Annotated in this window: 25 protein-coding genes; 3 read left to right on the forward strand and 22 right to left on the reverse strand. The window is 39.8% G+C overall.

Annotated elements, in window-relative coordinates:
* Nucleotides 1-254: 254 nt before the first annotated feature.
* The 3 genes from sodA to QM460_RS06180 form a co-directional block, all read right to left on the reverse strand.
* Nucleotides 255-860 carry a superoxide dismutase SodA gene (gene sodA, locus QM460_RS06170; protein WP_126419845.1) on the reverse strand — a complete coding sequence of 202 codons (606 nt, stop codon included), beginning with the start codon at nucleotides 858-860 and terminating at the stop codon, nucleotides 255-257.
* A gap of 69 nt (nucleotides 861-929) precedes the next feature.
* Nucleotides 930-1,967, reverse strand: coding sequence for a DNA polymerase III subunit delta (gene holA / locus QM460_RS06175; protein ID WP_414289566.1), 1,038 nt, complete (start codon nucleotides 1,965-1,967; stop codon nucleotides 930-932).
* 32 nt (nucleotides 1,968-1,999) lie between these two features.
* Nucleotides 2,000-2,935: a dihydroorotate oxidase gene (locus tag QM460_RS06180; RefSeq protein WP_414289550.1), complete on the reverse strand. Its 936-nt coding sequence runs from the start codon at nucleotides 2,933-2,935 to the stop codon at nucleotides 2,000-2,002.
* A gap of 229 nt (nucleotides 2,936-3,164) precedes the next feature.
* Here QM460_RS06180 and gdhA point away from each other — a divergent pair, with 229 nt between their 5' ends.
* Nucleotides 3,165-4,511: an NADP-specific glutamate dehydrogenase gene (gdhA, locus tag QM460_RS06185; protein WP_375554891.1), complete on the forward strand. Its 1,347-nt coding sequence runs from the start codon at nucleotides 3,165-3,167 to the stop codon at nucleotides 4,509-4,511.
* Between the two features lie 100 nt (nucleotides 4,512-4,611).
* Here gdhA and QM460_RS06190 read toward each other — a convergent pair whose 3' ends face one another.
* The 12 genes from QM460_RS06190 to budA all read right to left on the reverse strand — a co-directional run bounded on the left by QM460_RS06190 (nucleotide 4,612) and on the right by budA (nucleotide 16,665).
* A complete protein-coding gene (locus QM460_RS06190; RefSeq protein WP_049508853.1) occupies nucleotides 4,612-5,256 on the reverse strand; it encodes a TetR/AcrR family transcriptional regulator in 645 nt (214 codons plus the stop codon).
* A 15-nt stretch (nucleotides 5,257-5,271) separates the two neighbouring features.
* Nucleotides 5,272-6,276: an NADP-dependent oxidoreductase gene (locus QM460_RS06195; protein WP_414289551.1), complete on the reverse strand. Its 1,005-nt coding sequence runs from the start codon at nucleotides 6,274-6,276 to the stop codon at nucleotides 5,272-5,274.
* A gap of 141 nt (nucleotides 6,277-6,417) precedes the next feature.
* Nucleotides 6,418-9,036: an alanine--tRNA ligase gene (gene alaS / locus QM460_RS06200; RefSeq protein WP_414289552.1), complete on the reverse strand. Its 2,619-nt coding sequence runs from the start codon at nucleotides 9,034-9,036 to the stop codon at nucleotides 6,418-6,420.
* Nucleotides 9,037-9,052: 16 nt separating this feature from the next.
* Nucleotides 9,053-9,538: an LURP-one-related/scramblase family protein gene (locus QM460_RS06205; RefSeq protein WP_045763344.1), complete on the reverse strand. Its 486-nt coding sequence runs from the start codon at nucleotides 9,536-9,538 to the stop codon at nucleotides 9,053-9,055.
* Between the two features lie 273 nt (nucleotides 9,539-9,811).
* Nucleotides 9,812-10,063, reverse strand: a complete 252-nt coding sequence (locus QM460_RS06210; RefSeq protein WP_060955564.1) for a hypothetical protein — start codon at nucleotides 10,061-10,063, stop codon at nucleotides 9,812-9,814.
* Nucleotides 10,064-10,205: 142 nt separating this feature from the next.
* Nucleotides 10,206-11,276: an ABC transporter substrate-binding protein gene (locus QM460_RS06215; protein WP_045763346.1), complete on the reverse strand. Its 1,071-nt coding sequence runs from the start codon at nucleotides 11,274-11,276 to the stop codon at nucleotides 10,206-10,208.
* Nucleotides 11,273-12,046, reverse strand: a complete 774-nt coding sequence (locus QM460_RS06220; protein ID WP_045763347.1) for an ABC transporter permease — start codon at nucleotides 12,044-12,046, stop codon at nucleotides 11,273-11,275. The genes QM460_RS06215 and QM460_RS06220 overlap by 4 nt, the downstream gene beginning before the upstream one ends.
* Complete coding sequence (locus QM460_RS06225; protein WP_000754116.1) at nucleotides 12,043-12,849, reverse strand: ABC transporter permease; 807 nt, start codon at nucleotides 12,847-12,849, stop codon at nucleotides 12,043-12,045. Before QM460_RS06225 ends, QM460_RS06220 begins: the two co-directional genes overlap by 4 nt.
* Nucleotides 12,830-13,987, reverse strand: coding sequence for an ABC transporter ATP-binding protein (locus tag QM460_RS06230; RefSeq protein WP_045763348.1), 1,158 nt, complete (start codon nucleotides 13,985-13,987; stop codon nucleotides 12,830-12,832). Before QM460_RS06230 ends, QM460_RS06225 begins: the two co-directional genes overlap by 20 nt.
* A 161-nt stretch (nucleotides 13,988-14,148) precedes the next feature.
* Nucleotides 14,149-15,054: a UDP-N-acetylmuramate dehydrogenase gene (gene murB / locus QM460_RS06235; protein WP_414289553.1), complete on the reverse strand. Its 906-nt coding sequence runs from the start codon at nucleotides 15,052-15,054 to the stop codon at nucleotides 14,149-14,151.
* 117 nt (nucleotides 15,055-15,171) lie between these two features.
* On the reverse strand, nucleotides 15,172-15,924 hold the full coding sequence (locus tag QM460_RS06240) for a YhfC family intramembrane metalloprotease (protein ID WP_414289554.1): 753 nt from the start codon (nucleotides 15,922-15,924) through the stop codon (nucleotides 15,172-15,174).
* Between the two features lie 12 nt (nucleotides 15,925-15,936).
* A complete protein-coding gene (budA, locus tag QM460_RS06245) occupies nucleotides 15,937-16,665 on the reverse strand; it encodes an acetolactate decarboxylase (RefSeq protein ID WP_414289555.1) in 729 nt (242 codons plus the stop codon).
* A gap of 83 nt (nucleotides 16,666-16,748) precedes the next feature.
* Here budA and QM460_RS06250 point away from each other — a divergent pair, with 83 nt between their 5' ends.
* Together QM460_RS06250 and QM460_RS06255 are read left to right on the forward strand one after the other, a co-directional pair.
* Nucleotides 16,749-17,099 (forward strand): hypothetical protein, encoded by a 351-nt coding sequence (locus tag QM460_RS06250; protein ID WP_414289556.1) that lies wholly within the window; start codon nucleotides 16,749-16,751, stop codon nucleotides 17,097-17,099.
* 77 nt (nucleotides 17,100-17,176) lie between these two features.
* Complete coding sequence (locus tag QM460_RS06255) at nucleotides 17,177-18,451, forward strand: PLP-dependent aminotransferase family protein (RefSeq protein WP_414289557.1); 1,275 nt, start codon at nucleotides 17,177-17,179, stop codon at nucleotides 18,449-18,451.
* Nucleotides 18,452-18,469: 18 nt separating this feature from the next.
* On the opposite strand, the gene QM460_RS06260 is transcribed toward QM460_RS06255, so the two are convergent.
* From QM460_RS06260 to QM460_RS06290, 7 genes are all read right to left on the reverse strand, one after another.
* Nucleotides 18,470-19,285: an ABC transporter substrate-binding protein gene (locus QM460_RS06260; protein WP_049526966.1), complete on the reverse strand. Its 816-nt coding sequence runs from the start codon at nucleotides 19,283-19,285 to the stop codon at nucleotides 18,470-18,472.
* A gap of 157 nt (nucleotides 19,286-19,442) precedes the next feature.
* A complete protein-coding gene (gene phoU / locus QM460_RS06265) occupies nucleotides 19,443-20,096 on the reverse strand; it encodes a phosphate signaling complex protein PhoU (RefSeq protein ID WP_049526968.1) in 654 nt (217 codons plus the stop codon).
* Nucleotides 20,097-20,107: 11 nt separating this feature from the next.
* Nucleotides 20,108-20,866 (reverse strand): phosphate ABC transporter ATP-binding protein PstB, encoded by a 759-nt coding sequence (gene pstB / locus QM460_RS06270; RefSeq protein WP_223338828.1) that lies wholly within the window; start codon nucleotides 20,864-20,866, stop codon nucleotides 20,108-20,110.
* Between the two features lie 12 nt (nucleotides 20,867-20,878).
* Entirely contained in the window at nucleotides 20,879-21,682 is an 804-nt protein-coding gene (pstB, locus tag QM460_RS06275) for a phosphate ABC transporter ATP-binding protein PstB (RefSeq protein ID WP_000049858.1), read from the reverse strand.
* 10 nt (nucleotides 21,683-21,692) lie between these two features.
* The gene (gene pstA, locus QM460_RS06280) at nucleotides 21,693-22,577 is read right to left on the reverse strand and encodes a phosphate ABC transporter permease PstA (RefSeq protein ID WP_000543058.1); all 885 of its coding nucleotides are present in this window, start codon (nucleotides 22,575-22,577) and stop codon (nucleotides 21,693-21,695) included.
* Nucleotides 22,567-23,484: a phosphate ABC transporter permease subunit PstC gene (gene pstC, locus QM460_RS06285; RefSeq protein ID WP_049509826.1), complete on the reverse strand. Its 918-nt coding sequence runs from the start codon at nucleotides 23,482-23,484 to the stop codon at nucleotides 22,567-22,569. Before pstC ends, pstA begins: the two co-directional genes overlap by 11 nt.
* Nucleotides 23,484-24,362, reverse strand: coding sequence for a phosphate ABC transporter substrate-binding protein PstS (locus QM460_RS06290; protein WP_414289558.1), 879 nt, complete (start codon nucleotides 24,360-24,362; stop codon nucleotides 23,484-23,486). Before QM460_RS06290 ends, pstC begins: the two co-directional genes overlap by 1 nt.
* Nucleotides 24,363-24,396 lie beyond the last annotated feature (34 nt).

The following is a 24,396-nucleotide window of genomic DNA, read 5'->3' on the forward strand; positions in this document are numbered from 1 at the left end:
TTCTCCTTCGATTTCTATCTTATCATTATACCATAAATCAAGCCTATCTAACAAAGGAAAATCATAAGACAGTTATACTCTTCGAAAATCAAATTCAAACCGCGTCAACGTCGCCTTGCCGTACTCAAGTACAGCCTGCGGCTAGTTTCCTAGTTTGCTCTTTGATTTTCATTGAGTATTACTTCTAAGAAAAGCAAACAAAAAACACCTTTCAAGTTAGATGAAATTCTAACCCAAAGGTGTCGTTATTAAGATTATTTAGCTGCTGCGTAGAGTTCGTCTACTTTATTCCAGTTGATAACTGAGAAGAAAGCTTTGATGTAGTCAGGACGAACGTTACGGTATTTCACGTAGTAAGCATGTTCCCAAACATCCAAGCCCAAGATTGGTTTTTTACCTTCTGAGATTGGTGTGTCTTGGTTTGCAGTTGAAGTTACTTCAAGTTTACCTTCTTGGTTAACAACCAACCATGCCCATCCAGAACCGAAACGAGTAGTTGCTGCTGCAGTGAATGCTGCTTGGAATTCTTCGAATGAACCGAAAGTTTCATCGATTGCTGCTGCAAGTTCTGCAGATGGAGCTGTTTTTTCAGGAGTCATCAATTCCCAGAAAAGAGCGTGGTTCAAGTGTCCACCACCATTGTTGATAAGCGCTTGACGGATATCAGCTGGAATAGATTCTACGTCAGCAAGCAAAGCTTCAAGGTCTTCACCGATTTCAGGGTGTTTTTCAAGAGCTGCATTTGCATTGTTAACGTAAGTTTGGTGATGTTTGTCATGGTGCAAGTGCATTGTTTCAGCATCGATGTATGGTTCCAATGCATCGTAAGCGTATGGAAGATCTGGTAAGATAATAGCCATCTGTAATACCTCTTTTTCTTTCTATATAAAGATGATAACGCAATCATCCTATTTTTTCAAGTTATTTGCTCAATTTGACTGGATGGCAATCTGCAATAGAGCCTTCTCAAACAGGTAACCTTTCTCATAAACTCCTGTCTTAATTTGGTAATCAGCTTGGATGAGATGACGAATAGAATTCTGGAGAAAATCAAGGGATAGTCTTCGAGAATCACGAAGGGCAAATTTGATTTGGTAGGGATTCGGATTGCGACCAAGATAGTGACCTAAACTGCTGACCATCTGGGACTCTGTCTGACCTGACTCTTGCAAAATTTTCACTTGTGTATAGAGTCTGAACTGCCCCAACATAATGGCAATCAGTTTAATCTCATCTTCTCCCTGCAAAGTCAAATCTTTTACTAAATCACGTGCCTGATCAATCTTCTTAGTCAATATTAACTGAGTTAAATCAAAGATATTATCCTGCAAAGTCTTTGGTATGGCCTCAACAATGTCTTCTTCGGTAATTCGGTCATCATCCTTATAAGACTGTAAGAAGAGTAGGTTTTTCTGAATTTCACTGAATTGAAAACCTGATTTGATAAGTAACTGTTCAAAGGATTTTCCATCAAAGGTAAGTCCTTGTTCCTGAGCCCACTTTTGAAAATAAGCACGCATCTCTTGCTCTTTTGGTTCAAGAGCTTCAAAAATCTTGGCATCCCTCTTGAGTAATTTGACTAAACGTCTCTTGCTGTCTAGCTTCCCTTCCGCAAAAATGACTAATTTACTCGTCGGAGATGGATTTTCCAAATATTCTTCAAAAGCCTTAAGCTCATCATCAGATAGATAGCGTTTTTTAGCTGTTGTTATATCAAGAAAATGATCTAAAATAACAATTTTTTCATCCGCAAAGAAAGGAAGACTGACCAGCTCTAGTTCCAAGCTTTTGTAGTCTACTTCTTTCATGTCAAAATAAGCAAAGTTCAAATCAGCAGAATCGTAGCCGATTTGCTTTAGTACCTGAGTTTTCATGACTTCATACTGTCCTTGATCAGCGCCTGTAAACAAGGTCAAACTAGGTAAATTTGATAAAGATAGCTTTTGGCTTTCTTCTATTGCTAGCATCATTTCTCCTTTCTTTTTAGTTTCTCTTTTATTTAATCAATATAATTCAATTTACCACGGAAATCTTCAAGGCTTTCATAACCTTTTTCCGTCATAATTTCTTTGAGTTCCTTTGTAATACGTTCAAAAGAACCTACTCCTTCTTTATGAAGAGTAGTTCCTACCTGCACCATGCTGGCACCACATAGGATATGTTCAAAAGCATCACGTCCTGTTAATACTCCACCAGTTCCGATGATTTGAATTTCTGAATTCAAGCGTTGATAAAAAGCATGGACATTGGCAAGGGCAGTTGGTTTGATGTATTCTCCACCAATCCCACCAAAGCCATTTTTAGGACGGATTACAACAGACTCATCTTCTATATAAAGACCATTTCCGATAGAGTTAACACAGTTGACAAACTTGAGCGGATATTTGTTAAAGATCGCTGCCGCTTGATCAAAATGAACAATATCAAAATAAGGTGGAAGCTTAATTCCTAATGGTTTTGTAAAATACTCAAAGACTTCTGATAAGATACGATCTGTAGTTTCAAAGTCATAGGCAATCTGAGGTTTACCTGGAACATTTGGACATGAGAGATTGAGCTCAGTCAACCCACGAAAATCACTCTCTTGAACCTTTTTCAAAATGGTGTGAGTTTCCTCTGGAGACATTCCAACTAATGATAAAAAGAAGGTACGATTTGGTTCCTTTTCTTGTAACTCTAAAAGATAGTTTAAGTAATAATCTAAACCATTATTTGGTAGCCCCATGGAGTTGATAGAGCCAAGTGGAACATCTTGATAACGTGGTTCAGGATTTCCCTGACGAAATTCCAAGGTTGCTGTTTTAGTGACAAAGGTTCCTGCTGCTGAGTTTTTAACACCTTCCAACTCCTCAACTGTCATACAAGCAACTCCTGCCGCATTCATCAAGCAATTGTCAAACTCAAAACCAGCAATCTGTGTTTTAGTTGATACCATGATTCTGTTCCTCCAGATTCCTTTTTATGTTTAATATTATACCATACTTTGACTTTTGCTTTTCAATAAAACCATTTCCATAGAAAATGTTCGTTTTTTAGCAAGTTTTGAATCAGTTGTATCAAATTGAAAGAATTTTTAGAAAATTTGTGTTTTTTTCTTTACACTGAAAAAATTTTCTGCTATAATGACTCATGTAATAAAATATGACAACAAAAAGGAGAACGATATGACATCTGCTAAAGAATATATCCAAAGCGTGTTTGAAACTGTAAAAGCTCGTAACGGGCATGAGGCTGAATTTCTCCAGGCGGTTGAAGAATTCTTCAGCACTTTGGAGCCTGTCTTTGAAAAACACCCTGAGTATATTGAAGAAAATATCTTGGCACGTATCACTGAGCCAGAACGCGTAATTTCTTTCCGTGTTCCTTGGGTTGATCGTGATGGAAAAGTTCAAGTTAACCGTGGTTACCGTGTTCAATTCAACTCAGCTGTTGGACCTTATAAAGGCGGACTTCGTTTCCACCCAACTGTTAACCAAGGGATCTTGAAATTCCTCGGTTTCGAACAAATCTTTAAAAACGTTTTGACTGGACTTCCAATCGGTGGTGGTAAAGGTGGATCAGACTTCGATCCTAAAGGCAAAACTGATGCTGAAGTGATGCGCTTCTGCCAAAGCTTCATGACTGAATTGCAAAAATACATCGGACCATCTCTTGACGTACCTGCTGGTGATATCGGTGTTGGTGGACGTGAGATTGGTTACCTTTACGGTCAATACAAACGCCTTAACCAGTTTGATGCTGGTGTCTTGACTGGTAAACCTCTTGGATTTGGTGGTAGCTTGATTCGTCCAGAAGCAACTGGTTACGGTTTGGTTTACTACACTGAAGAAATGCTTAAAGCTAACGGCAACAGCTTTGCTGGTAAGAAAGTTGTGATTTCAGGTTCTGGTAACGTAGCTCAATACGCTCTTCAAAAAGCAACTGAACTTGGTGCAACTGTTATCTCTGTATCTGACTCAAATGGTTATGTCATCGATGAAAATGGTATCGACTTTGACCTTCTTACAGACGTTAAAGAAAAACGCCGTGCTCGTTTGACTGAGTACGCTGCTGAAAAACCAACTGCTACTTACTATGAAGGTTCTGTATGGACTTACACTGGAAACTACGATATCGCTCTTCCATGTGCTACTCAAAATGAGATCAATGGTGAAGCTGCTAAACGCTTGGTTGCTCAAGGAATTATCTGTGTATCTGAAGGAGCTAACATGCCTAGCGACCTTGAAGCTATCAAAGTCTACAAGGAAAATGGAATCCTTTACGGACCTGCAAAAGCTGCCAATGCTGGTGGTGTAGCTGTATCAGCTCTTGAAATGAGCCAAAACAGCCTTCGCCTTTCATGGACACGTGAAGAAGTGGACGGTCGTCTCAAAGATATCATGACTAACATCTTCAACACTGCTAAAACAACAGCAGAAACTTACGGTCTTGGAACTGACTACCTTGCAGGTGCAAATATTGCAGCCTTTGAAAACGTAGCAAACGCTATGATCGCTCAAGGGATTGTTTAAGATAAATCAACACAAAAATCCTCAATCACTTCGATTGGGGATTTTTATTTTGGTTTTAAAAAGAGCTCTCTTAATTTTTTAGTGAACTTAAAATTAATAGTTATTTTACGATAACTAAGGAAAAAGAAAGACATTCGACAATTTCATTTGTTACTTTATCAATGTTTATATCTTCTTTGTCATTTATAATCATAGGAACAATATAAGAAAGACTTAAAGCTAAAATATAGCGAACGATCCTTTCATTTGACCAATCTCGGATAACACCATTTTCTTTAAATTGATTCAAAACAGGACTAATCGGATTAATGATAGAGTGTACAATGATATTCCCTAACTCTTCAGAAATAGTTTTATCAATAAGTGAACGACTCAAAAGAATTTTAACTTGCATTTTATTGTTATGAATAAAAATTAACCTATCCCGAACGATGCTTCTTAGAAAAAGTGAAAAAGATTTTTGCTCTATTGTAAATCTCTTATCTGAAAAATCAGCAATTACCTCTGGAATAACTTGTTCTAGAAATCTAGATAAAATAGCATCTAGTATACCTTCCTTGGTTTTAAAATAACTAAAAACGGTTCCTTCTGAGACGCCAGCATGTTCAGCAATAAGATTAGATGTTGTGTTTTCAAATCCAATATCTGAAAATAATTTTAAACTTGACATTAATACTTGACGTTGTTTTAAACTTAATTCACTGCTTTTTAATGTCTCAGCAAATTTATATTCTATACTTTCCATTGCTCCCCCCTCTATCTACTCTCTTATTTTAATAATTCTTTTACCACGAGTATGTCCCAATTTCAGACTACGATATGCCTCTCTAACAGACTCCAGAGAAAAACTATACTCTTTCTCAATATTTAGCTGAACTTTTCCATCTGAAACCATCTCCTCTAGAATTCTTAAATCATCATATGTAGAATGTCTTGGCCCAGTGAACTGAGCCCCTTTTATCATAACAAATGGTGAAGGTACTAAAGTTCCAATATCAGTTCCGTTCAATCCAAGATGGAAAGCTAATTTAACGTAATCACCACCATAGCAATCCAAGAATTTTGTAATAGGTTTTGGAGCTACTGATAAAAGAGACTTTTGGACATCCTCTTCATAAGTTACTGGTATAGCTCCTAAAGACTCTAAATATTTTGCATTATTCTTGCTCGCAATACCAATAACAGTTGCGCCCTTAGCAACCGCATACTGTACTGCAATGCTACCAATGCCACCTGAAGCTGCTGAAACAACTACAACATCTTTTGAATTTAAATGAATTCTTCTAAAAGCACCACCGACTGTTAAAGAGGCCACCCCCATAGTAGCAGCATAATACATATCAATATTGTCTGGTTTCAATGCAATTTCTGATTCGTAAACACAAATTTCTGTTGCTAACGCACCCCTCTTAGTACCAAGTCCAGGATCACTTATTATTGTTCCAAAAACCTTGTCACCTACTGAAAAACGGCTCACTCCTTCACCAATCTCTGTTATAACACCAGCAAAATCCCTAGCGACACCTCTTGGAAATAAAGATGATTTTGATTCAAACCAACGACTTGGTTGTTTTAATTTTGTTAAGAAAGTCAAAAAACGAAGTGGCTTTGCCCCCTCGAAAGTTTTATAATCAATAGGATTTAAACCAACAGCAAATACTGCTACCCTAACTTGATTCATTTTTAATGGTTCAGATGTAATATTTACTAAATCTAGAACTTTCTCATCACCAAAACGATTATACTGTATTGCTTTAATAACCATTATCTAATTCTCCTGATCCCTAACGAATTGAGTGAGTACTCGATTAATTTTTATATATTATACGCTTATTCTTCAAAGAAATCAACTGCTCTATGATTTTTAAACAAAAAGACCTATCCGAATGGATAGATCTTTATTTTCTTACAATTTACCTGCTACTGCATCCAACAATTCTTGGATTTTCGCTTGGTTGCTTCCTCCTGCCATGGCCATGTCTGGTTTACCACCACCACGTCCATCGACGATTGGAGCTAATTCTTTGATAACATTACCTGCATGTACCTCTTTTGTCTTGCTTGCAACAAGGACATTGACCTTGTCACCGATAGCTGCGACAAGAACAAGGACATCAGAGTAATCTTTTTGTTTCCAGTTATCCGCAAAGGTACGAAGGGCACCTGCATCTGATACTGAAACTTGGCTGGCAATGTAACGGTGGCCATTTGCTTCTTGAACATTCTTGAAGACATCGCCTGCTGCAGCTGCTGCCGCTTTTTCCTTCAATTCTGCATTTTCTTTTTGCAATTGACGGAGTTGTTCTTGAAGGCCTTCCACCTTATGAGGAACTTCCTTGAGTTGAGGTGCTTTCAAGGTTGCTGCTACTGCTTTCAGTGCATCTTCTTGTTCACGGTATGCTTCGAAGGCTTCCTTACCAGTCACTGCCAAGATACGACGAGTTCCTGATCCGATACCTTCTTCTTTAACAATCTTGAAGAGACCGATTTCAGAAGTATTGCCAACGTGGGTACCACCACAAAGCTCTACTGAGTAGTCACCGATAGTGACAACGCGAACTTCCTTACCGTATTTCTCACCAAAGAGGGCCATAGCTCCCATTTCTTTAGCTGTGTCAATATCAGTCTCAACTGTTTCCACTGCAATGGCTTCCCAAATCTTCTCATTGACTTGTTGCTCAATAGCACGCAATTCTTCAGGAGTGACAGCTTGGAAGTGAGTGAAGTCAAAACGAAGGAATTCTACTTCATTAAGTGATCCTGCTTGAGTAGCATGGTGGCCAAGAATATTGTGAAGAGCCGCATGGAGCAAGTGAGTGGCTGTGTGGTTCTTCATGACACGATGACGACGATTGCTATCGATGGCCAAAGTGTATTCTTGGTTCAGAGCAAGAGGAGCAAGAACTTCAACGGTGTGCAATGCTTGTCCGTTTGGTGCTTTTTGAACGTCTGTTACTGTAGCTACAACATTTCCTGCAGCATCCAAGATTTGACCATGGTCCGCAACTTGTCCACCCATTTCAGCGTAGAAAGGTGTCTCTGCAAAGATAAGTGACGCAGTTCCTTCGGATACAGATTCTACTTCAGCATTGTCAGCTACGATAGCCACCAACTTAGAAGACAATTGGCTAGCATTGTAGTTGAAGACACTTTCTACAGTGATGTTTTGAAGGGTTTCATTTTGCATACCCATAGATCCACCTTTGACAGCAGATGCACGCGCACGTTCTTGTTGTTCCTTCATGGCTGCTTCGAAACCTTCACGGTCTACAGTCATACCAGCTTCTTCAGCGATTTCTTCTGTCAACTCTACTGGGAATCCGTATGTATCATAGAGTTTAAAGACATCTTGACCGGCGATGACAGATTGACCTTTTTCTTTCAAGTCTGCTACGATACCTTGGGCAAAGTGTTGACCTGAGTGAAGAGTACGAGCAAATGACTCTTCTTCGCTCTTAACGATTTTCTCAATAAAGTCACGTTTTTCAAGCACTTCTGGGTAGTAGCTTTCCATGATTTTTCCAACAGTTGGAACGAGTTTGTAAAGGAAAGGCTCATTGATACCCAATTTTTGACCATGCATAGAGGCACGACGAAGAAGACGACGAAGGACATAACCACGGCCTTCATTTCCAGGAAGCGCACCATCACCGATAGCGAATGAAAGAGAGCGGATATGGTCTGCAATAACCTTGAAGCTCATGTTGTCGCCATCTTGGTCGTAAACCTTACCAGATAATTTCTCAACTTCACGAATGATCGGCATGAAGAGGTCTGTTTCAAAGTTGGTCTTAGCACCTTGGATCACTGCTACCAAACGCTCTAAACCAGCCCCCGTATCAATGTTTTTGTGTGGCAATTCTTTGTACTCGCTACGAGGGACTGCTGGGTCAGCGTTAAATTGTGATAATACAATGTTCCAGATTTCGATATAACGGTCGTTTTCGATATCTTCTGCAAGAAGACGAAGACCGATGTTTTCAGGGTCAAAGGCTTCTCCACGGTCGAAGAAGATTTCTGTGTCAGGTCCAGAAGGTCCAGCACCGATTTCCCAGAAGTTGTCTTCGATTGGAATCAAATGACTTGGATCTACTCCCACTTCAATCCAGCGGTTGTATGAATCCTTGTCATCTGGATAATAAGTCATGTAAAGTTTGTCTTTAGGGAAGTCAAACCACTCAGGGCTTGTCAAAAGCTCATATGCCCATGTAATTGCTTCGTCACGGAAGTAATCCCCGATTGAGAAGTTCCCCAACATTTCAAACATAGTATGGTGACGAGCAGTCTTCCCTACGTTTTCGATATCGTTGGTACGGATTGCCTTTTGAGCATTGGTAATACGTGGGTTTTCAGGAATGATGGTTCCATCAAAGTATTTTTTAAGAGTGGCAACCCCTGAGTTGATCCACAAAAGTGTTGGGTCGTTTACTGGAACCAAGCTAACGGATGGTTCTACTGAGTGGCCTTTTGTAGCCCAGAAATCAAGCCACATTTGGCGGACTTGTGCACTAGATAATTGTTTCATATGTATCTCCTTTTTACTAATTTGATTGGCTTTCTAGCATTTCCACATAGTCGATAGCGACACAGAGGGAAATGACTAGGTCTGCATAAGATTCGTCATAGACGGTTACGGTATAGGTAGAGGTTAAATGGAAGAGTTCCTTGGTAATCTCAGCAATCACTTGGTCACGGTCGTCCAGCAATTTAAAATTCAAATCCCAGACATTTCCTTCGATACGAAGGCCGAGATTGTCAAACTCATACTTATCCTTCCAGAAAGTCAACTTCTTCCGAATATAAAAATGATCGCCATTACTCAGTTGAATTTCAAAACGAGGTAGGAAAGTTAAGACTTCTTTACTAATCTCACTGACCTGTTCACCAGCAACATCATAGATGGTAAAAGTTTTAGGAATCTTAAAAAATGAACCTTCAACCTGATAGGCGACATTGCCCATTTCATCCTTGATATCAAAGCGTTCACCACCTAGGCGAAATTTTTGTTTGACAAGAAATGTTCTCATAAACACCTCCAAAAATAAAAGACAAATCCATATCACGAAGGGCGAAAAACCGCGGTACCACCTTCATTCAATGAACTTGTCATTCTTTGATTCTTATGCAATTGTTAGATTGAGTAGCATGATTTTCTATCTTAGATGGCTCGCAGCACCGCCAATTCTCTGAACTAAGATGGAGAGAAAATCAATTCTCAACTTTCTTATTATATCGTTTTTTTAAGTCTGCGTCAACTGGAAATAATCCTCATTTAAATAACCAACTCCCTATATCTCTGGTTACTTTTTCAGTATATATTTTTTCTTACTGCCATTTTTCTTTTTATCCCAACTTTTATTCCAAGTTTTCGAATTGCTATACATAAATACAAAAATATTTGCAAATATAAAGTAACCTATCACCAAATGTATGGAATCAGTTGTTAGGTATTGTCGATCCAAGCCATCCTTTAAATGGAATAGTATAATTGTTTCGTTAACAATCAAAAAGGTTGGCCAATAACTTTTTTTGAAAAAAGTAGACATTTTCATGATTTGTTACCGCTTTCTATTATTATAAACTTAGTATACTACTAGGCTATAAAATAAGCAAATAGGATAGTAAAAATATAAAGCTATACAACTATTCAAAAAACGAACCAGATTGACTGATTCGTTTCGTGACTGCTAACTTCTACTTTCGATACATCTTAAATTGTAGGAAGAGGTCGCTGTAGATTCCTGTCCATTTATGGTCAAATTTCTCATAGACCTCTAGGTGTTTCATAGTGTCTGCATCAGGATAGAAGGACTTGTCTTCTTTGGTCTCCTCAGGGAGCATTTCCTTAGCAGGATTGTTTGGTGTTGAATAGCCGACATACTCTGCATTTTTAAGAGCATTTTCGGGTTTCAACATGAAGTTGATGAAGGCATAGGCTGCATCCTGGTTCTTGACTGTTTTGGGAATAACCATATTGTCAAACCAAAGGTTGCTGGCCTCTGTCGGAACGACATAGCGAAGATTTTCATTTTTCTCTAGCATCTGACTAGCTTCACCAGAGAAGGTCACACCGATGGCAGCATTATTCTGAATCATGTAACCCTTCATCTCATCGGCAACAATAGCCTTGATATTCGGTGTTAGCTTATAGAGCTTATCTACCGTTTCTTCCAACTGCTGTGGATCTTTAGAGTTGAGGCTATAGCCTAGTGAGTTAAGACCTAAACCAAGTACTTCACGCGCCCCATCAAAAAGCATAATGGAGTTCTTATACTCTGGCTTCCAAAGGTCGTCCCAATGTTCAGGCGCTTCTTCCACCATAGTTTCATTGTAGACAATTCCCAAGGTCCCCCAGAAGTATGGGATAGAGTACTGGTTGTTGGGATCAAAGGACTGATTGAGAAACTCTGGACCGATATTCTCAATGCCCTCAATCTTACTATAATCCAGTGGAACTAGAAGGTCTTCGTCCTTCATTTTGTTAATCATGTACTCACTTGGGATGGCAATATCATAAGTCGTTCCACCCTGCTTGATTTTCGTGTACATGGCTTCGTTGGAGTCAAAGGTCTCATACTGGACTTGGATTCCTGTTTCTTCTGTAAATTTTTCCAGAAGTTCAGGGGCGATATAGTCTCCCCAGTTGTAGATAACCAATTTTTGACTATCACGGCTATTGATTTTACTGTCAAGATGATAAGAAATTCCCCATAAGACAAGGATAATCGCTAAAATTCCTGCTAAAAATGAATAGAGTCGTTTCATGCTTGCTCCTCCTTCTCACGTGAAATGAAGTAATATCCGACAACCAGGATAATACTAAAGAGGAAGACCAAGGCTGAAAGAGCATTGATTTCCAGCGAAATTCCCTTACGAGCTCGAGAGTAGATCTCAACTGAGAGAGTTGAAAAACCATTCCCTGTTACAAAGAAGGTCACAGCAAAGTCATCTAATGAATAAGTGAATGCCATGAAGTATCCTGCAATGATAGACGGTGTTAGGTAAGGAAGCATAATTTCCTTAAACATCTGGAACTGGCTAGCTCCAAGGTCATAGGCCGCATGGATCATATCCCCATTCATCTCTTTCAATCGAGGCAAAACCATAAGCACTACGATTGGAATGGAGAAGGCCACATGACTAGACAGAACCGTCAGAAAACCAAGTGAAAACTTGAGTTGGGTAAAGAGAATCAAGAAGCTGGCACCAATCATAACGTCTGGTGCAACCATCAAAATGTTATTGAGTGATAGGAAGGCTTCTTGATATTTTTTGCGTGATTGGTAGATGTAAATGGCACCAAAAGTCCCAATGACAGTCGCAATCAAGGCTGATAGGAAGGCTAGTAAAAAGGTCTGAACCAAAATCAGCATGAGTCTCCCATCGCCAAACATGGTTTCAAAGTGAGACAAACTAAAGCCTGTAAAGCTATTCATATCATCCCCAGCATTGAAGGCATAACCAATCAAGTAAAAGATTGGCAGATAGAGGACGATAAAGACAAAGGCTAGGTAGAGATTTGATAATTTTTTCATCGTTCTCTCCTTTCCTTAGTCACCCACATGGTGATAAACATGGTCAGTATAAGAACAACACCGATAGTTGAACCCATACCGTAATTGTCGTTTGTCAGGAAGTTCTGCTCGATAGCAGTCCCCAAGGTGATCACTCGGTTCCCCCCAATCAAACGTGTCAGCATGAAGAGACTTAAACTCGGGATAAAGACAGATTGGACACCACTTCGCACTCCATTCATTGACAGAGGGAAGATAACATGACGGAAAGTTTCCCATTTGGTCGCACCGAGGTCATAGCTGGCATTAATGAGATTGTTATCCATATCATCCAAAACGTTGAAGATAGGCAAAATCATAAATGGAAGCTCGATATAGCTTGCAACAAAGATAAATGAGAAATCCGTAAAAAGCAACTGCTGCGAACCGATTCCGATAAATTCGAGGAATTGGTTGATAGAGCCATTTTGCCCAAAAATCCCGATAAAGGCATAGGCCTTGAGGAGAAGGTTGATCCATGTTGGCAAAATAATCAGCATGAGCCAGAGTTGACGGTGTTTGAGACGAGTCAAAAAGAGGGCTGTTGGATAGCTGATAAGAAGCGTCACTAGAGTTACAATCCCAGCATAGAGAACTGAGTTAAAACTCATTTTGAGATAGGTTAAATTTTGTGACGCAAAATAGGATTTATAGTTTTCTAAACTGAACTGGCCTTCAATGTTGAAAAAGGATTGTCCAAAAATCAAGACCAAAGGTGCCAATACAAAGAGTGCAATCCAAAGCATGTAGGGCACTACAAAGAGTTTAGAGGTTGTTTTCTTCATCTCTTTCCTCCTCGATCGCGTTAATCAGACCTGCTTCTTGCTCTTCGATTTCTACGTACTCTTCGATACGAGCATCGAACTCTTCTTCGGTTTCGTTGAGACGCATGATGTGGATATCTTCAGGTTCAAAGTCAAGACCGATTTCCTCACCAACAATGGCCTTACGTGTTGAATGAATCATCCATTCATTGCCCAGTTCATCATAAGCGATAATCTCATAGTGAACCCCACGGAAAAGCTGGGTATCAACTTTAACTTGGAGCTTGCCTTCTTCTGGAAGTGTTATGCGCAAGTCTTCTGGGCGAATCACCACTTCAACCGGTTCATTTGGCTTCATACCACCATCGACCGCTTCAAAGCGTTTGCCGTTGAACTCGACCAAGTAGTCCTCAATCATGGTTCCTGGCAAGATGTTTGATTCACCGATAAAGGTTGCAACAAAGTGGTTGATTGGCTCATCGTAGATGTCAACTGGTGTTCCTGACTGAACAATTTCACCGTCATTCATAACGAAGATCCAGTCACTCATGGCCAAGGCTTCTTCTTGATCGTGGGTAACAAAGACAAAGGTAATGCCCAATCGCTGTTGCAGTTCACGCAGTTCGTACTGCATATCTGTTCGCAACTTCAAGTCCAAGGCTGACAAAGGTTCATCCAAGAGTACCACACGAGGCTGGTTGATAATCGCACGCGCAATAGCTACACGCTGGCGTTGTCCTCCAGAAAGCTTACGAATAGAACGTTTTTCGAAACCTTCCAACTGTACCATCTTGAGAACTTCTAATACACGTTGTTCGATTTCTTTTTTATCGACCTTACGCAAACGCAATGGAAAGGCAACATTTTCAAAGACATTCATATGCGGAAACAAGGCATAAGATTGGAAGACTGTATGAACATCGCGCTTATTAGTTGGGATATCATTGATTCGCACGCCATCCAGTAAAATATCTCCAGTCGTTGCGTCTAGCAAACCTGCAATGATATTGAGGATGGTTGATTTTCCTGAACCAGATGCTCCTAGCAGTGTATAAAATTTCCCTTCTTCCAACTCAAAATTAATATCTTTGAGAACCTTAGTGTTGCTATCTTCAAAAACTTTAGAAACGTTTTTGAATTCGATAATTGGTTTTTTCAATTGTCATAAATTCCTTCTTTTTCATAGATTAACAGATCAGGGCTCTGTCAGGCCGTCACTACCTCTTGCAGGGAGTTAGACCTCCTGCATGCATCTTCGCTACCGCTAGGCTTTCACACCCACTACATTCTAGTTAGTAGCAGCTAAGCTATTTCTAGTATTTACTCATGTTCACCCAAGATACGAACTTCTCGCTCAAGAGTAACACCTGAGTGTTCTTTAACTTTTTCAATGACAGACTCAATCAAGTCTTCATAATCTCTGGCAGTTCCATCAGCAATATTGACCATAAAGCCTGCATGCTTTTCTGAAACTTCTACGCCACCAATACGATATCCCTTTAAACCAGCTTCTGCAATCAATTGCCCAGCAAAATGACCCACTGGACGTTTAAAGACTGAACCACAAGAAGGATACTCTAAAGGTTGTTTGAGTTCACGAAGGTGGGTCAAGCGGTCCATTTCTTGTTTGATAGTCTCATAATTTCCTGGCGATAGTGCAAATTTAGCTGATAAGACTACTGAACCAGATTCTTGAATGGCTGAATGACGGTAACCAAAAGCTAAGTCCTTAGCAGACAAGGTTTCGATTTCACCTTCCTTAGTCAAAATCTGACAAGACTGGAGAACATGAGCAATCTCTCCACCATAGGCACCAGCATTCATAAAGACTGCACCACCGACGCTTCCTGGAATACCACAAGCAAACTCAAAACCAGTCAAGCTATGACGGAGGGCAATACGTGTAGTCTCAATCAAGTTTGCTCCAGCTTCAGCCTCAATGGTATAGCCATCAACAGAAACATTATTAAGCTTGTCACACATGATTACAAAACCACGTACTCCACCCTCACGAACGATAATGTTACTTGCATTTCCAAGAACCATCCAAGGAATGTTTTCCTGATTGGCAAATTTTACCACACGAGCCATCTCATAGCGATTGCGTGGAAAAACTAAATAATCTGCCTTCCCTCCAACTTTGGTATAGGTATAAGTTTTTAACGGTTCATCGAATCGAATATCGATTCCTTCTAAGGTTTCTTTTAGTTTATCTAATACGGTCATTTTTCTAATCCTTTTATAAAATTCATTCCATTATACCATTTTTAGCTCTATTTTTCGATGATTTGGTTAGCTTTTTCAAAAGCTCAAACTAAAAAGAGGATGAACCTCTTTTTTGTATTATTGCTTTTTATAAAAGATTGTTTTTGTAAAGTAAATAAAAATAATAACTTCTGCTGCCAACAATCCTTCTACGAGAAGTGGATTTGACAACCAACCAACTTGAGATAGGCTCGGAGCCAAATCAAATAGGGCGTGTAAACCATAAGCCGCTACTAGGTAAATCCATTTCTTTTGGCGAACTGCTTGATAAACCCAGAAGGTCAAACCGACTTGAAGAAGCAAGGCTAAGATTCTCTCTAGTCCCAAAAGGTAAATCTGCCATGCTGCTAGATTGTTAATCGTAGCAAGCGTGCTTTCAGGCAAGAGTTGCATGATGGCTGGATTTTGCGATTCTACTGCTGAAAAGAGGATGAAGAGATTGAGTAAACTTGCAATCCCGATATAAATCAACTCTAAACCACCATGCCCCAATCCATAAGCAAGAGCATCTGAATCTTCCAAAGTTCTTTTCTTCTCCAACCATTTAAAGAAAATAAGTCGAGCTGTTTCTTCAAAGATAGCAGCCATAGAAATGCCATAAATCACATAGAGAAGAGGATTTCCCGTCATGAGTGGAACTGTCCCATCCTTTTGTGGGTGGAGAACCAAGAGATGAACGATTTTCTCCAAGACTTGAGAAGAGGCAAAAAATGCAACTGCCCCAAGGCCCAAAACTGCAAAATTAATCTTGTATTGCTTTCTTGCATACCAAACTGCTGCAATGAGAAAGGCGAATAAAGCCAGCATCGTTATTATTACATGAATTTTCATATTTGACTCCTTTTATTCTGCCTGTTCGATATCTTTTTTCATCTCGTCAACATTAAACTTAGCAAATAGATACTGACGGTCCTGAACAGGAAAACGTTGATCCAACTGGTCAACAGCTCCCACCTCTACAATCCCTTCATTGATAACGAAGTCCATAACGTGGCCACCAAAGGTTAGGTCATCTGAGATAAAGTGTAGATGGTAACCAGCAACACTAACTCCATGGAAAATTTCAGGTGTCCAGAAACCAACGATAGTTCCTGAGACATTGTCACAGCTATATTCAGGCTGATGAGTCGCAACCTCAGCAAACTTCGTTTCACTTGTTGATTTTGGAATCATACGAACATGCATATGCTTAAAATCACCATGAATCTTAATCGAACGAAATAGATTTTCTCCATCATAATAGGACTCAATACGTTTTTCAAGTTCCTGATCAGTCATTTCAAAACGCTGACGGAAAATAACTTCTGCCTGGTGGGGTACAACTGCTGCATAGGGGATCAAGGCATCTGGTGAAACTTCAACGATTTCAGGTTTCTCACCTGAACCCTTAGCCTGATATGCTTTCCCATCTAAGACAATCAATTCTCCATCGATAGAATCCAGGGTTCCTAATCCTAAATCACCATGTTCAAGCAATTCACCAACGGTCATGGTTCCACCGTAAAGTCCCGCCATCAAGGCTCCCAAAGTATTGTATTGGAATAATTTAACTGGTTCTTGCACCTTTATCATCTCACTCTTCTTTGAAAATTTTACTTACTAAGTATATCACATTTCTGATTAGAATTGAATGCTAGACTGCCTTTTAATACTCAATGAAAATCAAAGAGCAAACTAGGAAAATAGCCGCAGGTTGCTCAAAGCACTGCTTTGAGATTGTGGATGGAACTGACGTAGTCAGCTCAAAACACTGTTTTGAGGCTGTAGATGGAACTGACGTAGTCAGCTCAAAGCACTGCTTTGAGGTTGTAGATGGAACTGACGTAGTCAGCTCAAAACACTGTTTTGAGGTTGTGGATAGGACTGACGAAGTCAGCTCAAAACACTGTTTTGAGGTTGTGGATAGAACTGACGTAGTCAGCTCAAAGCACTGCTTTGAGGTTGTAGATGGAACTGACGAAGTCAGTATCCTACGTATACGGCAAGGCGACGTCGACGCGGTTTGAAGAGATTTTCGAAGAGTATAACATTGCCAAACTTCTAAAAAAAAGGTACAATGTAACAAAATCATGAGAGGTCTGGGATGAAGCAAGAAAGCAAATATGAACAAGTCGTTCACTATCTAAAAAATGAGATAGAATCAGGTAGATTTCCCACTGGAAGTCGCCTACCATCTATCCGAAAACTCAGTCAAGATTTTCACTGTAGTAAAGACACCATACAGCGCGCACTCTTAGAACTCCGATACCAGAAATATATCTACTCCAAACCTCAAAGTGGTTATTATGTATTGGAGCAACAAACCAGTCATGAAGATCTAATTATCTCAGTCAATGATGAACACGCAGCTGCCTATGATGATTTTCGTCTGTGTGTCAATGAGAGCTTGATTGGGCGAGAAAATTATCTCTACAACTACTATGAACATCAAGAAGGTTTAGAAGAATTACGTCAGTCTGTACAGACATTGCTCTTTGATCAAGCCATTTATAGTAAGGCAGACCAGTTGGTCGTGACGTCTGGAACCCAACAAGCACTGTTTATTCTTTCTCAGATCGATTTTCCAGGTCAAGCTCAGGAAATACTGGTCGAACAACCGACCTATCATCGAATGAACCAGCTGCTACTAGCTCAAAATCTTCCCTTTCAAACCATTGAACGTCGAGTGGACGGCATTGACCTGAAAGAACTTGAGGAACAGTTTAAAAGCGGAAAGATTAAGTTCTTCTATACCATTCCACGTTTCCACTATCCTCTGGGCCATTCTTATTCTGAAGAGGAAAAACTTGCTATCCTTGACTTAGCTGCAAAATATCAGATTTATATCGTTGAGGATGACTACCTGGGTGACTTGGATCCTAAAATGGGTCAAACCTTTCATTATTTGGACCAGCATGATTTGGTCATCTATATCAAGTCCTTTTCTACGAGTCTATTTCCTGCCCTTCGGATTACTGCCCTTCTTCTTCCAAACACTATCAAGGAAGCTTTTGTAACCTATAAAAACATTCTCGACTATGACAATAACCTTATCATGCAAAAGGCTCTATCACTCTATATTGATAGTCAACTCTTTGAGAAAAACAGACTCGCAAGATTAGCACTTCAGGAAAAAAGTCAGGAGCACATCCAAAAACTTTTAAATAACTATCCCATTTCCTTGCCAATCTATTCTCTCCATGATGGAGTCTTACTTGATCTTAGAGATTATCCTAAGATTGCAAGTATCAAGCACAGTCCTTTAAATCTCGACTTTTTCGAATCATCCTACATAGGGACTTGTCCCTATCGCTTTGCAAAAGTTCCCCTAGAAAATATTGAAGAAACATTAAGCTATTTAAAAACAGAGCTGGACTGAGTCCAACTCTGTTATTTTTTATTGTTCTACTTCTGTTAGCTTAGCAGCTTTTTCAAGATAAGTTTGGTAAGTTCCGTCATCTTTCAGTTTTTGGATGACCTTATCAACTACTTCTTTCAAATCTGAGTTACCTTTTTTGATAGCTACGGCATTTGCTTCGCCTTCTTTCATAGTCAAGCTTACTGTAGCTACAGCCAAATCTGAGTTCTTAGCAGCATAGCTTAGTGCTACTGGCTCATCCATATGAACGGCATCAACCTTACCTGATTGAAGCTCATTGACTGCCTCACCCATGTTTGTCAAAGATGTCAACTGTGCCTTTGGAAGTTGCTCTTTGACCATGGATTCAGGAACAGTTCCTTTTTGAGCTGCAATATTAGCACTTGCTAGAGAGTCCAAATCCTTGTATTTTTCAAGATCTGACTTTCTGATAAGGAAGCTAATTTTATTTTCATAGTAAGGAATTGAGAAATCAAAGACTTCTTGTCTTTCTTCAGTTGCACTGATTCCCGCAATGGCCAAATCAGCCTTACCTGTCTGAAGACTAGTCAAGACATTATCAAAACTCATGCTTGAAACTTCCAATTTCACTCCAAGTTCATCAGCAATTGCTTGCGCCATGTCAATATCAGCACCTACGACTTGGTTCTTACCATCTACAAGGGATTGAAACTCAAAGGGAGCATAGTCTGGACTAGTTGCAACCACTAATTTTCCTTTTTGTTTGATAGCCTCCACTGCAGACTGTGAGCTTGAGCTAGACGATTGGCAAGCTACTAAAAAGAAGCTTGCAAGAAAACTACATAAAACAAATATCCATTTTTTAAAATTCATAAATAAACAACCTCTCTGTTAATTTTGTATAATTATAACTCTATAAACTTTGTTTGTCAAGCATATTCTAAATTTTTATGAAAGATTTTCAATTTTTCTTTCAAAAAAGGAGCTTCTACTTACTAATAAGCTCCTTTTTTTGCATAATTAATCAATCTTACAATTCAACAATCTTACCTGTTTCAAAGTAAACAACCCATTCACAGATATTTTTTGCATAGTCACCAATGCGTTCCAAGTAAGAAATAACTTGGAAATAATCACGACCTGTGATGATTGCTTCAGGATGTTTCTTGATTTCCTCTGTAGCAAGGTCTCGAATATTATCAAAGTAATGGTTGATATTTTCATCCATAGTTGCAACTTCATAGGCTTGATCCACAGAACCATTCAAATAAAGTTCTAAAGCAGCCTCAACAAAGTTTTTTACTTCACGACCCATTTTTTTAATTTCTTCTTCAACTGCAGGGATACGTTGCTCACCCTTCATACGAATAGTTGCTTTTGCGATAGATACTGCATGGTCTCCCATACGTTCTAGGTCTGAAACAGCTTTTAAAACTGTCAAAACTGTTCGCAAGTCCTGTGAAACTGGCTGTTGTAGGGCAATCATTTCAAATGATTTCTTTTCAAGTTTCACTTCGTATTCGTTTACTTCTGCATCTTCCTCTATGACTTCTTTAGCCAAGTCACGGTCATGGGTGACAAAAGCACGTACAGTACGATTGATTTGGGAAAGAACTTCCTGTCCCATGGCATAAAACTGATTATGCAATTTCTCTAAATCTTCTTCAAATTGAGATCGTAACATCTTCTCACTCCTTATCCAAATTTACCTGAAATGTAGTCCTCTGTCTCCTTATGTTGAGGATAGAGGAACATTTCCTTGGTATCGTTAAATTCAATCAAATCTCCATTGAGGAAAAATCCTGTCTTATCAGAGATTCGAGATGCCTGCTGCATAGAACGAGTGACCAAGAGCATGGTGTATTTGTCTTTTAGACCATACAAGGTTTCCTCAATCTTACCAGCAGAAATAGGGTCCAAGGCTGAAGTTGGTTCATCCAAAAGGATGATTTTAGGACTAGTCGCCAATACGCGTGCTACACAAACACGTTGTTGTTGACCACCTGAAAGACCAATAGCAGAGTCATGCAAACGGTCTTTGACTTCATCCCAGATTGAAGCACGCTGTAAAGCCTTCTCCACTGCTTCATCTAAGACCTGCTTATCCTTTTCTCCATTTATGCGGAGGCCATAAACGACATTTTCATAGATAGACATAGGGAAAGGATTGGGTTGTTGGAATACCATTCCAATTTCCTTACGCAATTCAACTGTATCGGTACGAGGGCTATAGATGTTGTGACCGTTATAAACCACTGATCCAGTTGTCGTCACTTCAGGATTAAGGTCACCCATTCGGTTAATAGCCTTTAGAAGTGTTGATTTCCCAGATCCAGACGGACCGATAAGGGCCGTAATTTCCTTGGGTTGGAATGATAAGGAAACACTATTCAAGGCCTTCTTTTTATTGTAATAGACTGACAGGTCTGAAACCTGTAAAATCGGTTCTGTCATACTGTTCCCTTTCTAACCAAAGTGTCCAGTTACATAGTCATTGGTAGACTGTAGCTTCGCATTTTGGAAAATATTTGCAGTTTTATCATACTCAATCAAGTCACCCAGGTAGAAGAATCCTGTGTAATCACTAGCACGCGCAGCCTGTTGCATACTGTGGGTCACGATAATAATGGTAAAGTCCTTCTTCAACTCCAACATGGTTTCTTCAAGTTGAGCTGTCGCAATCGGATCCAAGGCTGATGCTGGCTCATCCATCAAGAGGATATCTGGTTTCACAGAGATGGCGCGAGCGATACAGAGACGCTGTTGTTGACCTCCTGAAAGAGTTAAGGCTGACTTATGAAGGTCGTCTTTAACCTGATCCCAGAGGGCGGCTTGACGAAGAGAGGTTTCTACAATTTCATCAAGGACCTTCTTGTCCTTAACTCCTGCACGTTCATGTGCAAAGGTGATGTTGCGGTAAATTGATTTAGCAAATGGATTTGGACGTTGGAAAACCATTCCGATGTGTTTACGCATTTCATAAACATTGATTTCAGGACGGTTAACGTCAATTCCTTGATAGAGAATTTGTCCAGTCACCTTTGCAATATCAATGGTATCATTCATACGGTTGAGACTGCGTAGGTAGGTTGATTTCCCAGATCCTGATGGACCAATCAAGGCCGTAATTTTATTTTTTTCGAATTGCATATCCACGCCCTTGATGGATTCATTTTTACCGTAGTAAACATGTAAATCCTTAGTAGAGAGGGCCACTTTTTCTTCTGGAAAAGTAATAATATGCCTTTCATCCCAATTATATTTCGACATGGCTTCTCCTTTAGGCAGCGGTTAATTTCTTATGTAGATAGCTTCCGAGTTTACGTGCTCCAAAGTTAAAGATTAAGATAAAGATTAGGAGCACCGCTGCAGAACCTGCTGAAACCAAAGTTCCATCAGGAATAGTTCCTTCACTATTGACTTTCCAGATATGAACAGCCAAGGTTTCTGCTTGACGGAAGATTGAGATTGGACTGGTTACACTGAGAACATTCCAGTTTGACCAGTCAAGAGCTGGCGCAGATTGTCCTGCAGTATAGATAAGAGCCGCAGCTTCACCAAAAATACGACCTGAGGCAAGCACAATACCTGTTACAATACCAGGTAGGGCTTCGGGGATAACGACATGAAGAACTGTTTCCCAACGAGAAAGCCCAAGCGCCAAACCAGCCTCACGTTGCGTATGGTGAACGTGTTTCAAACTGTCTTCAACATTACGCGTCATCTGTGGAAGGTTAAAGACAGTCAAAGCCAAGGCACCAGAAATAATGGAAAATCCATACTCGAACTGAACTACAAAGATGAGGTAACCAAAGAGACCGACTACGACTGATGGCAGTGAAGACAAAATTTCAATACAGGTACGAACGAAGTTGGTAACACGACCTTTTTTTGCATATTCAGCCAAGTAAATCCCAGCTCCCATTGATAGAGGTACAGAGATGAATAAGGTAATGACCAAAAGGAAGAAGGAATTATAAAGCTGGATTCCAATACCACCACCTGCTTGGTAAGAAGATGATTTTCCAGTCAAGAAGGACCAAGAAACATGAGGTAAGCCTCGAACCAAGATATAGAGAATCAAGGAAGCAAGGATGGTCACAATGATTCCTGCGATGGTATAGAGGACAGCTGTAGCAAGTTTATCTAATTTCTTAGCGTGCATAGTTTTTCTTTCCTCTTTCTTTCGTAATCAATTTAATCACACTGTTAAAGGCCAAGCTCATCAAAAGCAATACTAAGGCCAGTGACCAAAGAACATTGTTATCAACAGTTCCCATAACGGTATTACCGATTCCCATGGTCAAAACAGATGTTAAAGTCGCTGCTGGTGTTGTCAATGAAGTTGGAACAACTGCTGAGTTACCAACAACCATCTGAATCGCAAGAGCTTCACCGAAAGCACGCGCCATCCCAAAGACTACAGCCGTAAAAATACCTGAACGAGCAGCCTTCAAAGTAACACGCCAGATTGTTTGCCAACGAGTTGCTCCCATAGCTAAACTAGCTTCACGGTAGTGACGAGGAACTGCCCTTAAGCTATCAGTTGTCATAAAGGTTACAGTCGGCAAGATCATAACAAAGAGAACGAAAATTCCCGATAAAATACCAAAACCTGTTCCACCAAAGACACTACGTACAAATGGTACGACGACCTGCAATCCGATAAATCCATAAACTACTGAAGGAATCCCAACTAGGAGTTCAATAGCAGGTTGCAAAATCTTTGCCCCTTTTGGTGATACTTCTGTCATAAAGACTGCAGCCCCAATGGCAAATGGTGTTGCAATAAGAGCTGATAGGATGGTAACAATAAAGGAACCTAAAATCATCGGAAGAGCACCAAATTGTTTCCCTGAAGGATTCCAAGTCTGTCCAAATAAAAATTCAAAAATGTTAACACCATTGACGAAGAAGGTAGATAACCCTTTCTGAGCCACGAAAATCAAAATCATAGCCACAATAATAACAATTAAAGAGAGACAGGCAAAAGTTAGCCCTTTTCCTAATTTCTCAAGACGAGAGTTCTTTGACGGAGAGAGCAATTTTTTAGATAATTCTTCTTGATTCATTATTGACTCCCTTCTAGCGCTGTTAAAGTCCCTGCAGCATCTTTTTCAACCTTCATTTCCTTAACAGAAATATAGCCCATTCCTTTAACGATTCCGTTCTGAGCTTCGTCTGAAAGAACAAAGTTTAAGAATTCGGCAACCAATTCATTTGGCTCACCAAGTGTATACATATGTTCATAAGACCACAAAGGCCAATTATTCGTGGTTACATTCTCTGAAATTGGTTCATAACCATTGAGTTTGATTGTCCCAACAGAATCATCAACATAAGCAAATGCTAGGTAGGAAATAGCTCCAGGGGTTTGAGAAACGATTGATTTGACCATCCCGTTTGAATCTTGTTCCTGACTTTGCATTGCTGATTGACCATTCATGATCACACTATCAAAGGTTGCACGAGAACCTGAACTAGCTGCACGGTTGATAATAGAAATGGCTAAATCTTTACCACCGACTTCTTTCCAGTTGGTAATTTCTCCTGTGAAGATTTGTCGGAGCTGATCCGTCGTTAGATTATCAACATCTACTTCTTTATTGATGATAACAGCCAAACCTGCAACAGCTACCTTATGGTCGACCAATGCTGAGGCATCAATACCGTCTTTTTCCTCCGCAAATACGTCGGAGTTGCCGACATCTACTGCTCCTGACTGAACCTGCGACAGTCCTGTACCAGAACCACCACCTTGAACATTGACTGTTTTTCCGATGTGAGCTGATGCAAATTCATCTGCAGCCGCCTCGACTAAAGGTTGGAGAGCAGTTGAACCAACAGCAGTCATAGACTCCCCACGATCAATCCAACTTGCACATCCTACTAACGAACCAGCAAGTAAAAGAGTCGCAAGAGAGAGTGTGAGTTTTTTAAATTTTTTCACTATTTGTCTCCTTGAAAATAATGATGAATAGCTT

Source organism: Streptococcus infantis, assembly GCF_047464415.1.
Taxonomy (GTDB): domain Bacteria; phylum Bacillota; class Bacilli; order Lactobacillales; family Streptococcaceae; genus Streptococcus; species Streptococcus infantis_AE.